Annotated in this window: 11 protein-coding genes; 9 read left to right on the top strand and 2 right to left on the bottom strand. The window is 74.1% G+C overall.

Annotated features, from left to right (window positions below; genetic code table 11):
* Positions 1–16: 16 nt before the first annotated feature.
* Together ACIBIW_RS34475 and ACIBIW_RS34470 are read left to right on the top strand one after the other, a co-directional pair.
* On the top strand, positions 17–949 hold the full coding sequence (locus ACIBIW_RS34475) for an alpha/beta fold hydrolase (RefSeq protein WP_399342179.1): 933 nt from the start codon (positions 17–19) through the stop codon (positions 947–949).
* A gap of 130 nt (positions 950–1,079) precedes the next feature.
* The gene (locus ACIBIW_RS34470; RefSeq protein ID WP_399342118.1) at positions 1,080–2,063 is read left to right on the top strand and encodes an SDR family oxidoreductase; all 984 of its coding nucleotides are present in this window, start codon (positions 1,080–1,082) and stop codon (positions 2,061–2,063) included.
* A gap of 87 nt (positions 2,064–2,150) precedes the next feature.
* Here the strand turns inward: ACIBIW_RS34470 and ACIBIW_RS34465 are convergent, their stop codons facing one another.
* Complete coding sequence (locus tag ACIBIW_RS34465; protein ID WP_399342116.1) at positions 2,151–2,525, bottom strand: SsgA family sporulation/cell division regulator; 375 nt, start codon at positions 2,523–2,525, stop codon at positions 2,151–2,153.
* A gap of 778 nt (positions 2,526–3,303) precedes the next feature.
* Between ACIBIW_RS34465 and ACIBIW_RS34460 the strand changes: the two genes are divergently transcribed.
* From ACIBIW_RS34460 to ACIBIW_RS34445, 4 genes are all read left to right on the top strand, one after another.
* A complete protein-coding gene (locus ACIBIW_RS34460; protein ID WP_399342114.1) occupies positions 3,304–4,467 on the top strand; it encodes an energy-coupling factor ABC transporter permease in 1,164 nt (387 codons plus the stop codon).
* Between the two features lie 44 nt (positions 4,468–4,511).
* A complete protein-coding gene (gene cbiQ, locus ACIBIW_RS34455; protein ID WP_399342113.1) occupies positions 4,512–5,273 on the top strand; it encodes a cobalt ECF transporter T component CbiQ in 762 nt (253 codons plus the stop codon).
* A complete protein-coding gene (locus tag ACIBIW_RS34450) occupies positions 5,261–6,061 on the top strand; it encodes an energy-coupling factor ABC transporter ATP-binding protein (RefSeq protein ID WP_399342111.1) in 801 nt (266 codons plus the stop codon). The genes cbiQ and ACIBIW_RS34450 overlap by 13 nt, the downstream gene beginning before the upstream one ends.
* Before the next feature lie 183 nt (positions 6,062–6,244).
* Positions 6,245–7,567 (top strand): serine hydrolase domain-containing protein, encoded by a 1,323-nt coding sequence (locus tag ACIBIW_RS34445; protein ID WP_399342109.1) that lies wholly within the window; start codon positions 6,245–6,247, stop codon positions 7,565–7,567.
* 40 nt (positions 7,568–7,607) lie between these two features.
* On the opposite strand, the gene ACIBIW_RS34440 is transcribed toward ACIBIW_RS34445, so the two are convergent.
* On the bottom strand, positions 7,608–9,329 hold the full coding sequence (locus ACIBIW_RS34440) for a dolichyl-phosphate-mannose--protein mannosyltransferase (protein ID WP_399342108.1): 1,722 nt from the start codon (positions 9,327–9,329) through the stop codon (positions 7,608–7,610).
* A 62-nt stretch (positions 9,330–9,391) separates the two neighbouring features.
* On the opposite strand from ACIBIW_RS34440, the gene rsmI reads away from it, so the two are divergent.
* From rsmI to ACIBIW_RS34425, 3 genes are all read left to right on the top strand, one after another.
* Complete coding sequence (gene rsmI, locus ACIBIW_RS34435) at positions 9,392–10,261, top strand: 16S rRNA (cytidine(1402)-2'-O)-methyltransferase (protein ID WP_399342106.1); 870 nt, start codon at positions 9,392–9,394, stop codon at positions 10,259–10,261.
* 350 nt (positions 10,262–10,611) lie between these two features.
* Positions 10,612–11,094 (top strand): hypothetical protein, encoded by a 483-nt coding sequence (locus ACIBIW_RS34430; protein ID WP_399342104.1) that lies wholly within the window; start codon positions 10,612–10,614, stop codon positions 11,092–11,094.
* Positions 11,095–11,307: 213 nt separating this feature from the next.
* The gene (locus ACIBIW_RS34425) at positions 11,308–12,234 is read left to right on the top strand and encodes a TatD family hydrolase (RefSeq protein ID WP_399342102.1); all 927 of its coding nucleotides are present in this window, start codon (positions 11,308–11,310) and stop codon (positions 12,232–12,234) included.
* The last annotated feature ends 131 nt before the right edge of the window (positions 12,235–12,365 follow it).

Here is a 12,365-nt window from a genome sequence, read left to right as displayed (position 1 = left end):
CGCCGTGCGGGACCGCGTGAGGCGCGGCGCACCCGCTCTCAGCGGGCGCTACATACCACCCGTCGCCGACCGCACGCTCACCGTCGTGTCCGCGGACGGCGCCAGGCTCCACACCGAGGTGTACGGGCCGCAGGACGCGCCCGCGGTGGTGCTCAGCCACGGCTGGACCTGCTCCACCGCGTTCTGGGCGGCGCAGGTGCGCGACCTCGCCGCCGGGCACCGGGTCATCGTCTACGACCAGCGGGGCCACGGCCGCAGCCCGCTGCCCGCGGACACCGGCGGCTACAGCGCCCGCGCCCTCGCCGACGACCTGGAGGCGGTGCTCGACGCCACCCTGGAGCCCGGCAGGCGGGCCGTGGTCGTCGGACACTCCATGGGCGGTATGACGATCATGGCGGCGGCGGGGCGGCCCGCGGTGCGCGAGCACGCGGCGGCGGTGCTGCTGTGCAGCACGGGCCATGAGCGGCTGGTCGCCGAGGCGCGCGTGATACCGCTGCGCGCCGGGCGGCTGCGCGACCGCCTCACCCGCGCCGTCCTCGCCTCCCGGGCGCCCCTCGGCCCGGTCACTCCGCTCAGCAGGAGGCTGCTGCGCTACGGCACCATGGGCCGCGGCGCGACACCCGAGATGGTCGACGTGTGCGCGCGTATCGTGCACGCCTGCCCGCGCCGCGCGCGCTGCGGCTGGGCCGGCCTCTTCGAAGGGCTCGACCTCACCGAGCGGGTAAGGGCCCTGGACGTGCCGACGGCGGTCGTCGTCGGCCGCTCCGACCGGCTCACCCCCGCCGTGCTCGGGCGCGGCATAGCGGCCTGTGTGCCGGACTGCGCCGGGCTCACCGAGCTGCCCGGGATAGGGCACATGACGCCCATAGAGGCCCCGGACGAGATCACCCGTCGGATAAGAGAACTCTCCGCCGAGTACGTCGGCGCGGAAGGAGCGGCGTCGGCATGAGCAGCACCGGGACGACCAGCGCCGGCCCCTGCGGCGGCATACCCGGCGGCGGTACGGGCGTGCGGCCGCGGGCCCGCGCGCGTACGACGGACGCCACCGCCCCCGCGGTCCGTACCGGCGGGAGGGCGTCATGAGCGGCACGGGCGCGGGGCGCGCGGGCGCCACCGGGCGTGACCCGGCGCACACCGGGCGGGAACCGGCCCTGGCCGGGCGGGTCGCCGTGGTCACAGGGGCCGCGCGCGGCGTCGGCGAACTGCTCGCCCGCAAGCTCTCGGCGCGCGGGGCGCGGCTCGCCCTGGTCGGCCTGGAGGCGGAGGAACTGGAGCGCGTTGAGGGGCAGTTGTACGGGGAGGCGGCGCACTGGTTCGCCGACGTCACGGACGCCGCCGCGATGGCCCGGGTGGCGGCCGAGGTCGGGGAGCGCTTCGGGCGGGTGGACGTGGTCGTGGCCAACGCGGGCGTCGCGCTCGGCGGGCCGTTCGGCGAGAGCGACCCCGCGGCCTGGGCCCGCGTCATCGAGGTCAACCTCATCGGCTCGGCGGTGACCTCGCGCGCGTTCCTGCCCGCGCTCGTCGAGAGCCGCGGCTACCTCCTCCAGATCGCCTCCCTCGCGGCGCTCACCCCCGCACCGCTGATGACCGCCTACTGCGCGTCCAAGTCGGGCGTGGAGGCGTACGCGCACTGCCTGCGCGCCGAGGTCGGGCACAAGGGGGTCGGCGTCGGCGTCGGCTACCTCTCCTGGACCGACACCGACATGGTCCGCGGCGCCGACGAGGACACGACGCTGCGCGACATGCGCGCCAGGCTGCCCTGGCCCGCGAACAAGACGTACCCCCTGGGACCGTCCGTGGACCGCCTGGTCGCCGGGATAGAGCGGCGCTCCGCGCACGTGTACGCACCGCGGTGGCTACGGGGCATGCAGGCGGTGCGCAGCAGCCTGCCCACCGTGCTCGGGCCCTTCGCCCGCCGCGAGATGCGACGCATGGAGCCGAAACTCAGCGGACGCACCAGGGGCCTGGTCGGCGCCGGGGGAGCGGCGGACGAGGCGGCCCGCGGGGCGGGGGCCGGTCGGCGGGGGGCTGGTGCTGGGGCGGGGGAATCGGGCGGTGCGTGAGGTGTGGCGTGTGGGAGGGGCGCGGCGGCGCGTGAGGTCAGGTGTGCGTGGGGACGGGGCGGGTGGTGGCGTGGCGCCCGTGGGATGTCAGTTGCCGGCTGTGCCCGCGCCCGAGGGGGCGGCCGTCGCGGCCGCGTATGTGCTGCGGAGGAACCTGTTCAGCGTCCAGGAGTCGAACTCGACGACCGACACACCGCCGGGCGAGTGAAACTCCACCACCGCGCGCACCCGCCCGGCCGGCCAGATCCGGACATCGCCGTCGTCCGCCGGGGCCAGCAGCCCCTTCTCCAGCAGCTCCCTCGCGAACACCCAGTCGTGCGCCGGAGCGCCGGGCGACTCGGCGAAACTGAGGCAGACCCCGGCGTCCGGGTCGTAGCGGAGATGGACGGGGACGTCGGGCAGCTCCTCGGCGGTGCCTGACACCACCTGGGCTCGCGCATGCTGTTCCACGGCGAAGGACATGGCATGGCTCCTCGACGCTCGCTCGGACTCTGCCGTTGGGTTGATGTCCAGATTATTCGTGTTTGACACCTCATGTGATTGTGCAATCGGCCACGGCCGAGGGCGACCGAGGCCGCCGGTGTCCCCCCAGGGTGCCCGTGAACCGGGAGGCGTACGCCCGCGGGGGGCTGTGAGCTGCGACGCTCTTTCTTTGTTTTTGGCTCGTTCGCCTCCGGGGCGCTGGAGTCGGTGTCCCGCGCCACCCGTGCTCACTCCGCTCCTGCGTCGCTGCGCTCCGCGCGGGCGCCTGTGGCACACGGTGCTTCGCCACTGGGCGCGAGAACAGGCAGGCACGAAACCCTCGGGCTACCGGGCAGCACAGACTGGGGGCGACCCGGGACCTTCGGCTCACTCGCCCTGCGAGGCGCCCTGCGAACGGCCATGCGTTGGGGTTGCCATGGCCCTGTGGTGGACCGGCCTCGGGGGCTCGGCCCCCTGGCTGCGGCGCCTTGCCTCCGAGTTCCCGCCCGGCGCCGCTTCGGCTCACTCGCCCCGCGACGCGCCCTGCGAACAGCCATGCGTTGGGATTGCCGTGTGCCCCCGGAGGCTCGCCCCCGGTGGCTCTTTCCCCGGCCCCCCGCCTCCGGCGGCTCCCCGCTGTTCTGGCAGGACTCTCTCTTGCAATTCGTTCGCAATAAGCCGCATCATCGAACGGTCATACCAAACCCGCCCGCTCCCGGGGTCCGCCCTGGATACCCCCTGCCCAGGCGCAGGACCCGCCGCGAACCGGAGTCTGCCCATGCATGTGCCCGACGGATTCATCAACGCGCCCGTGTCGGCGGTCGCCGGTGTAGTGGCGGCGGGTGCGGTCGCCGTCAGTCTGCGCGGTGCCCGCCGCGAGCTGGCCGGGCCCCCGGGCGCGGGCTCGCTCGGTACCGAGCGCACCGCGCCGCTCGCCGGCCTTGTCGCCGCGTTCATCTTCGCCGTACAGATGCTGAACTTCCCGGTGGCCGCGGGCACCAGCGGCCATCTGCTCGGCGGCGCTCTCGCGGCGATCCTCGTCGGCCCCTATACCGGCGTGCTCTGTGTGTCCGTGGTGCTGCTGATGCAGGGCGTGCTGTTCGCCGACGGCGGCCTCACCGCGCTCGGCGTCAACATCTGCGACATGGCGCTCACCACCACCGTCGTCGCCTACCTCCTCTTCCGCCTCCTGGTGAAGGTGCTGCCGCGCGGGCGCCGCTCCGTCACCGTCGCCTCCTTCGTGGCCTCACTGGTCTCCGTGCCGTGCGCCGCCGTCGTCTTCACCGTGATCTACGCGCTCGGCGGCACCACCGACGTGCCGCTCGGCAAGGTCGCCTCCGCGATGATCGGCGTACACGTGCTCATCGGCATCGGGGAGGCGGTGATCACCGCGCTCACCGTCGGCGCCGTGCTCGCCGTCAGGCCCGACCTGGTGTACGCGGCCAGGGGCCTGGCGCCGCGGCTGAAGCTGCGGGTGGGCGGCGAACTCGTCGACGCGCCCGAGCAGCACGCGCCCGCCGCGGCCCCCGCACCCGCCGCGGCCCCCGCACCCGCCGCGGCCTCCGCGACCTCCGCGTCCAGCGGAGCCCCCGCGCCCGCCCCGCGCCGCTCCTCCCGCAAGGTGTGGCTCGGCGGGCTCGCCGCCTCGATCGTGCTCGCCGGGTTCGTCAGTTTCTACGCCTCGTCGAGCCCGGACGGCCTGGAGAAGGTCGCGCACGACAAGGGCATCGACAAGAAGGAGAAGTCGCACGCGTCGGCCGACTCCCCGCTCGCCGACTACGGCGTCAAGGACGTCGGCAACACCCGGCTCTCCGGCGGCCTCGCCGGCGTGATCGGCGTCGGCGTCACGGTGGTCGCGGGCACCGGCGTGTTCTGGGTGCTGCGCCGCCGCCGCTCCGCCGACGCGGGCCCGGCCTCCGTACCGGACGGTGAACGGGTATGACCCGCCCCGTCCCCCGCCCGCACCGCGGAAGGTGACCGTCCGACATGGGCGCAGGACACGCGCACAGGCTCTACCGGCACGGCCACTCCCGGGTGCACGCGCTGCCGCCGCAGACCAAGCTCGCCGCCGTCTTCTGCTTCGTGGTGGTCGTGGTCTCCACACCGCGCGAGGCGATGTGGGCGTTCGCGCTGTACGCGCTGCTGCTCGCCACGGTGGCGTACCAGGCGAGGGTGCCCGCCGGGTTCTGGCTGAAGCGGCTGCTGATCGAGGTGCCGTTCGTGGCGTTCGCGGTGCTGATGCCGTTCGTCGCGCAGGGCGAGCGCACCGACGTGCTCGGGCTCTCGCTCAGCGTCAACGGGCTCTGGGGCGCGTGGAACGTCCTGGCCAAGGGCACCCTCGGGGTCGCCGCTTCCGTGCTGCTCGCGGCCACCACCGACCTGCGCGAGCTGCTGCTCGGCCTCCAGCGGCTCAGGCTGCCGCCGATGCTCGTGCAGATCGCCTCGTTCATGATCAGGTACGGGGACGTGATCGCCGACGAGATGCGGCGGATGCGGCTCGCACGCGAGTCGCGCGGCTTCGAGGCCAGAGGCGTACGGCACTGGGGCGTCCTCGCGAAGTCCGCGGGCGCGCTCTTCATCCGCTCGTACGAGCGCGGTGAGCGGGTGCACCTGGCGATGATCAGCCGCGGCTACGCGGGGACGATGCCGGTCATCGACGACGTCACCGCCTCCCGCGCCCAGTGGTCGTACGCACTGGCACTCCCCGTCGTGGCGCTCGTCGTCTGTCTGCTGGGATGGACCCTGTGACGACATCGCACCCAGCGGAAGCGGCGCGGGAGCCCGCCGCGCCGCCCTCCCTCGAAGTGTCCGGGCTCGCCTTCGCCTACCCCGACGGCCACCAGGCCCTCTTCGGCGTCGACCTCACCATCGGGCAAGGGGAGCGGGTGGCGCTGCTCGGGCCCAACGGCGCGGGCAAGACCACCCTGGTGCTGCACCTCAACGGCATCCTCGCGGCGGGCGCGGGCAGCGTACGGGTCGCGGGGCTGCCGGTCGGCAAGCGGCACATGGCGGAGATCAGACGGCGCGTCGGGATCGTGTTCCAGGACCCGGACGACCAGCTCTTCATGCCGACGGTCCGCGAGGACGTCGCCTTCGGGCCCGCCGCCGCGGGGCTCAAGGGGCCAGAACTCGACGCCAGGGTCCACGAGGCGCTGCGCCGGGTCGGCATGGACGACTACGCGGACCGGCCCCCGCACCACCTCTCCTTCGGGCAGCGCCGCCGGGTCGCGGTCGCCACCGTGCTCGCGATGGAGCCGGAGATCCTGGTCCTCGACGAGCCCTCGTCCAACCTCGACCCGGCCTCCCGCCGCGAACTCGCCGACATCCTGCGGACCCTGGACGTCACCGTGCTGATGGTCACGCACGACCTGCCGTACGCGCTGGAGCTGTGCCCGCGCGCGGTGATCCTCAGCGAGGGCGTGATCGCCGCGGACGGCGCCACGGGCGAACTCCTCTCCGACGCCGGCCTGATGCGCCGCCACCGCCTGGAGCTTCCCTTCGGCTTCGACCCGGCGTCGGTCGCCGACCGGGCCTGAGCGACGCACGGGCGGGCAGGCCCGAGCGGCGCGCGGGCCGCGGCCCCGCCGCGGCGCGGATGTGAGCACCGCGACACCCCGGGGAGGCCCGGAATCCGGTCCGTCGACCGTACGTTGAAGCGTGCGGCGCCGACGGGGGCGCCGGGGCTGTGCCCGCGGGACACGAGAGGCGAGGAGCCAGGCGTGAACGGCGACGACGGCGCGATCGTGCGCGGGGGCGGGACAGGTCCGCGGGAGGTCGAGGCGCACGGGACGGTCGCGCCGGGGTTCGAACCGGTACGCGACGCCTTCCTGCGGAACTTCGCCGTGCGCGGCGAGCGCGGCGCCGCCGTCAGCGTGCTGCGCGACGGGCGGAGCGTCGTCGACCTGTGGGCAGGCGCCCGCGACGTCGACGTCGACGCCGGGGGCGGGACGGGCGGGCCTGGTGACCCGGGCGGGGCAAGTGGCGTGGACGGGTCCGGCGGCCCGGGCGGGTCAAGTGGTGGGGACGGGGCAGGTGGCGCGCCCTGGGAGCGTGACACCGCGCAGATCGTGCGCTCGGCGACCAAGGGCGTGGCCGCCGCCGTGGTCCTGCTGCTGCACCAGCGCGGCGCGCTCGCGCTCGACGAGCCGGTCGCCGCGTACTGGCCCGAGTTCAAGGCGCACGGCAAGGAGCGGGTGACCGTCGCCGACCTGCTCGCGCACCGCGCGGGCGTCCCGGTACTCGACCGGTCGCTCACCCCGCACGAGGCGCTGGACCCGGACATCGGCGCCGCCGCGGTCGCCGCCCAGCGGCCGGTGTGGCGGCCGGGCACCGACCACGGCTACCACGCCCAGACGTTCAGTTGGCTCACCGCGGAACTCGTCCGCAGGGTCACGGGCCGCGGCATCGGCACCTGGATCGCCGACGAACTGGCCGCGCCCCTCGGCCTCGACCTCTGGCTGGGGCTCCCGGCGGAGCAGGCCCACCGCGCGGGCCGGGTGGGCCCGGTCTCCGCGCCCAACGTCCCCGGGGGGCTCGCGCTGCGCCCCAAGCGGTCCGTCAGCGCCGCCTACCGGGACCCGACGAGCCTGACCAGCAGGGCGTTCGGCGCCATCGCGCCACTGCCCGACGAGAACGACCCCGCCTACCGGGCCGCCGCGCTGCCCGCCTCCAACGGCATCGCCACCGCCGCCTCGCTGGCCGGGCTGTACGCGGCGCTGGTCTCGGGGGTGGCGGGTCGGCCCCCGCTGTTCACACCCGAGACGCTGGAACTGGCGCGCGCGGAACGCTCGGCCGGGCCCGACCGCGTCCTCGTCGTCGCCACCCGCTTCGGGCTCGGCTACATGCTGCACGGCCCGGCCGCGCCCCTGCTCGCGCCCGGCTCCTTCGGGCACCCGGGGCGCGGCGGCTCGCTCGGCTTCGCGGACCCGGAGAGCGGGGTCGCCTTCGGCTACGTCACCAACGGGCTCCAGCCGTCGGTGACCGCCGACCCCCGCGCCCAGGCACTCGTACGCGCCCTGCGCACGGCGCTCGCGGGGGCGTGAACCTCACCCCGGTCTGCTCGGCCTCGGCGCCCCGGCCGCACTACACCCACGAATCCAGCCACATCCGCGCCCGCCACTGATCCAGCGGGATCGCCTGGCCCGTGTAGATGGGCCAGAAGTAGATGAAGTTCCAGGCGATCAGGAGGACGAGGACGCCCGCCGAGGTGGCGCCGAGCAGGCGGCGGCGTTCCGAGGCGCCCGGGGGGCCGAGCATCGCGCCGATCAGCATCGTCACCGCGAGGCAGAGGAACGGGGTGAAGACCACCGCGTAGAAGAAGAAGATCGTGCGCTGCTGGTACTCGAACCACGGGAGGTACCCGGCGGCGACCCCGCACAGGATCGCGCCCGCCCGCCAGTCGCGGCGCAGCAGCCAGCGCCACACCACGTACACCAGCGCCGCGCAGGCCGCCCACCACAGCAGCGGGGTGCCGAGCGCCAGCACCTCGCGGGCGCACTTGCCCGAGGTGCCCACGGGACAGCCGCCCTCGCCCGGCGCGGGGGACTCGTAGAAGTACGAGACCGGGCGGCCGAGTACCAGCCAGCTCCAGGGGTTCGACTGGTAGTCGTGCGGATCGTTGAGGTGCACATGGAACTGGTAGACCTGGTACTCGTAGTGCCACAGGCTGCGCAGCCAGTCCGGCAGCCACGTCCAGGCGCCGCCGCGGCCGTCCGTGGCCGCCCAGTCCCGGTAGTAGCCGCCCTCGGACGTCGCGGGGGAGAGAATCCAGCCGAGCCACGACAGCAGATAGGTGGCGATCGCGACCGGCACCGTCGCGAGGAACGCGCCGCCGAGGTCGCGGCGGAGCACCGCGCGGTAGGGGCGCCCCGCGCCCGCGACCCGGCGCGCGCCCACGTCCCACCAGACCGACATCAGCGCGAACGCGGCCAGCACGTAGAGACCGTTCCACTTGGTCGCGAACGCGAGCCCGAGCGCCACCCCGGCCGCGAGCCGCCACGGGCGCCAGCCCAGCCGGAGCGTTTCCGCGACCTCCGCGTCCGGCCTGGCCACCCCGTCCGTGCCGGCGGGGAGCGCCGCGGCGAGCCTGGCCCTGGCCCGGTCCCGGTCGACCAGCAGGCAGCCGAAGGCGGCCAGCACGAAGAACATGACCACCAGGTCGAGCAGCGCGGTCCTGCTCATCACGAGGTGCAGACCGTCCACGGTCAGCAGCGCGCCCGCCACACAGCCCAGGAACGTCGAGCGGAACAGCCTGCGGGCGATCCGGCACAGCATCAGAACGGACAGGGTGCCAAGCACCGCGGTCATGAAGCGCCAGCCGAACGGATTGAAACCGAACAGCCACTCGCCGATCCCGATCACGTACTTGCCGACCGGCGGGTGCACCACATACGAGGGGTCGCCGGGCAGCGGCACGTGGCCGCCGTGCGCGAGCACCTGGTCGTTGGCGTTCTTCGGCCATTCCAGCTCGAAGCCGCGGTGGATCAGCGCCCAGGCGTCCTTGGCGTAGTACGTCTCGTCGAATATCACCGCGTGCGGGCTGCCCAGGTGCCAGAACCTGGTCAGGCCCGCCACCAGCGTCACGAACAGCGGCCCGAGCCAGCCGGTGAGCCGCCCGGTCGGGCGCAGCCCGAGGGCCGCCCACAGCCGGGGGTTCGGCGGCGCGTAGGGCGGCACCAGGCGGGTGCGGACGTCAGCGACGGGCCGCGGTGTGTGCCCGAAGCGGCGCAGCCGCTCCTGCCACGCGGGCGGGCGAGCGGCGGTCCCGTCGCTCGGGGTGTCCGTGGAAGACGCGGTACTCGTCACCGCGCCATCGTAGGGAACCCGGCTGTGCGAATCCCGTGGGGCGGGGCTGGGAGTATGGAACGGTGACAGGAACCCCAGGACCCGAAGGCCCCGAAGGCGTCCTCGTGCTCGCCGGCACCCCCATCGGGGACACCGCCGACGCGCCGCCGCGGCTCGCCGCCGAGCTGGCCGCGGCCGACGTGGTCGCCGCCGAGGACACCCGCAGGCTGCGCCGCCTCACCCAGGCCCTGGACGTACGGGTGCCGGGGCGCGTGGTGTCGTACTTCGAGGGCAACGAGAGCGCGCGCACCCCGGAACTCGTCGGGGAGCTTGCGGACGGCGCGCGGGTGCTGCTGGTCACCGACGCGGGCATGCCGTCGGTGTCCGACCCCGGCTACCGGCTGGTGGCGGCGGCCGTGGAGCGCGGGGTGCGGGTCACGGCGGTGCCAGGGCCCTCCGCGGTGCTGACCGCGCTCGCGGTGTCGGGGATGCCGGTCGACAGGTTCTGCTTCGAGGGGTTCCCGCCGCGCCGCGCCGGGGAGCGGCTGGCGCGGCTGCGGGAGGCGGCGGACGAGCGCCGCACCCTCGTCTACTTCGAGTCGCCGCACCGCCTCGGGGCGACACTCGGCGCGATGGCCGAGGCGTTCGGCGGCGAGCGGCGGGCCGCGGTCTGCCGGGAGCTGACGAAGACGTACGAGGAGGTACGGCGCGGCAGCCTCGCGGAGCTGGCGCTGTGGGCGGCCGAGGGGGTGCGCGGGGAGATCACGGTGGTGGTCGAGGGCGCGCCCGCCGCGGGCGGCGGCGCACCGGACGCCGCGGACCTGGTGGCGCGGGTGCGCGAGCGTGAGGCGGCGGGGGAGCGCCGCAAGGAGGCCATCGCGGCGGTGGCGGTGGGCGCGGGGGTGCCGAAGCGGGTGGTCTTCGACGCGGTGGTGGCGGCGAAGCGGGCGTGATCTCCCGGGGGCGTGACCCCTGGGGGCGTGACTCCGGGGGGCGTGACTCCTGGCTCCGGGGCCTGCTGCCCCGTACGCCCTCTGCGGTCCTGCGCACCCCCCCGCGGCCCCGTACGCCTTCTCGCGCGGAACTCCCCCGGTTTTTTCATGCCGGAGTAAAGCCGTACCGTGAAATGTAAAGCGGTGGGCGGTGGGACGGGGAGTTTTTAACAAGAGTGCAAATCATCTTCAATAGTCGGCAGGTCTGCTGCTTTTTCCTCCGGTGAGGCGTCCACTGGACGGAGAGGGGGACGCGATCCGTCTCCTTCCCCGAGCGACATTGCTCGTCCTGGGGAGCAAGAGGAGCTGGCATGAGTGACATCACAGGGACCGGCCACCGCGAAACGGCGACCGCCATCGTTCACGAGTCGTACTCGTTCGCGTGTATGCGCTGCGGACACGGCTGGGAACAGTCGTACGAGATCGAGCACCACGTCGACGCCGAGGGCAAGGAATTCGTCGCGTACTACGCCGACGGATTCCATGTGCCGTCCCCGCTGACCGAGCCGAGCTGCCACAACTGCGGCGGCCACGTCGTGCGGATCATGCGCCCCGGGCGGGTCTCCTCCGCCCGGCACCCGATGTCCCGTCCGGGGGCCCACGCGGGCCTCGCACCGCAGAGCGCGCCCCAGGCGGGCCCGATCACCCCCACCGCGCTCATCGCCCCGACCACCACCACGCCCGCAGAAAGCGCCCCCGCGAAGAGCGCCGCGGGCGCCACGGCACCCCCCACCTCGCACTCCGTACTCCGCCACCCCTTCGCGGCCCTGCGGCGCCTCCTCATGGGCGGCTGAGGGACGGAACGGAGGGAGTGGCAGAAGGGTCGCAGGGCCTCAGGCTCGCGGGGTCGAAGGGCCTCCGGCCCTTCAGATCCGCCGCGACGGTGCGCAACCACGACGGCGCCGTCCGGCGGTGCCGAACCCACCCGGCCCCCGACCACCCTGCCCCGGCCCCGACCACGCACCCGGGCCCCCGGCCACCCCCCACCCCCTCCATAAGATGCCGCCATGCCCCCCGACACCCCCGCGACCCCCACAGCAGCAGCGGCACGCAACTCCGCACGCGAGGAGCAGCGCCGTACACCGCCCCCCTTGCCGGAACCGCTGCCGGAACCCACCGCGGACTCGCACACCCACCTCGACATGCAGCACGGCACCGTTGAGGAGGCCCTGGCCAAGGCCGCGTCCGTGGGGGTCACCACGCTGGTCCAGGTCGGCTGCGACGTGGCCGGATCGCGGTGGGCGGCCAAGACTGCCGCCGCCCACGGCAGCGTGCACGCCTCGGTGGCGCTCCACCCCAACGAGGCGCCGCGGATCGTGCACGGCGACCCCGACGGCTGGTCGCGCCAGGGCGTACGCCTTGCCGGCGGCCGCGCCGCGCTCGACGACGCGCTCGCGGCCATCGACGAACTGGCCGCTCTCCCGCAGGTCAGGGGCGTGGGGGAGACCGGCCTCGACTACTTCCGCACCGGCGAGGACGGCAAGGCCGCCCAGCAGGACTCCTTCCGCGCGCACATCGAGATGGCGAAGCGGCACGGCAAGGCCCTCGTCATCCACGACCGCGACGCCCACGAGGACGTACTGCGCCTGCTCGCCGAGGAGGGCGCCCCCGAGCGCACCGTCTTCCACTGCTACTCGGGCGACGCCGACATGGCGAGGGAGTGCGCGCGCCACGGCTACTACCTCTCCTTCGCGGGAACGGTCACCTTCAAGAACGCCCAGGGGCTGCGCGACGCACTCGCCGTCGCACCGCTCGAACGCGTACTCGTGGAGACCGACGCGCCCTTTCTGACACCGGCCCCCTATCGCGGCCGCCCCAATGCCCCGTATCTCATTCCGGTCACCCTCAGGGCGATGGCCGAGGTGCGCGGAATCGACGTGGCGCGGATGGCGTCCGCGGTTTACCGGAATACGGCGGAGGCATTCGGCTATTAGGCCGTGTCGTTTGGATCTTCGCGGGGGTGCGACGCCAGCTACGGCACCTCGCCGCGTTGTCGGACCGTCCACGTACGCCCAGTACGAGGACGATCCTCCGCCTTGCGATGCACCGCATCTGACGCCGCACC

Origin of the sequence: Streptomyces sp. NPDC050560 (genome assembly GCF_044457285.1) — a bacterium.
Taxonomy (GTDB): Bacteria; Actinomycetota; Actinomycetes; order Streptomycetales; family Streptomycetaceae; genus Streptomyces.
The sequence above is the reverse complement of the archived record's forward strand: the minus strand, read 5'-3'. Positions and strand labels throughout refer to the sequence as shown.

What these genes read in the sequence shown, in the direction of transcription:
- cbiQ (WP_399342113.1), top strand. Translation starts at nt 4,512, where the DNA reads ATGGGCGCAGGACACGCGCACAGGCTCTACCGGCACGGCCACTCCCGG.
- ACIBIW_RS34425 (WP_399342102.1), top strand. Translation starts at nt 11,308, where the DNA reads ATGCCCCCCGACACCCCCGCGACCCCCACAGCAGCAGCGGCACGCAAC.
- ACIBIW_RS34460 (WP_399342114.1), top strand. Translation starts at nt 3,304, where the DNA reads ATGCATGTGCCCGACGGATTCATCAACGCGCCCGTGTCGGCGGTCGCC.
- ACIBIW_RS34450 (WP_399342111.1), top strand. Translation starts at nt 5,261, where the DNA reads ATGGACCCTGTGACGACATCGCACCCAGCGGAAGCGGCGCGGGAGCCC.
- ACIBIW_RS34465 (WP_399342116.1), bottom strand. Translation starts at nt 2,525, where the DNA reads ATGTCCTTCGCCGTGGAACAGCATGCGCGAGCCCAGGTGGTGTCAGGC.
- ACIBIW_RS34470 (WP_399342118.1), top strand. Translation starts at nt 1,080, where the DNA reads ATGAGCGGCACGGGCGCGGGGCGCGCGGGCGCCACCGGGCGTGACCCG.
- ACIBIW_RS34430 (WP_399342104.1), top strand. Translation starts at nt 10,612, where the DNA reads ATGAGTGACATCACAGGGACCGGCCACCGCGAAACGGCGACCGCCATC.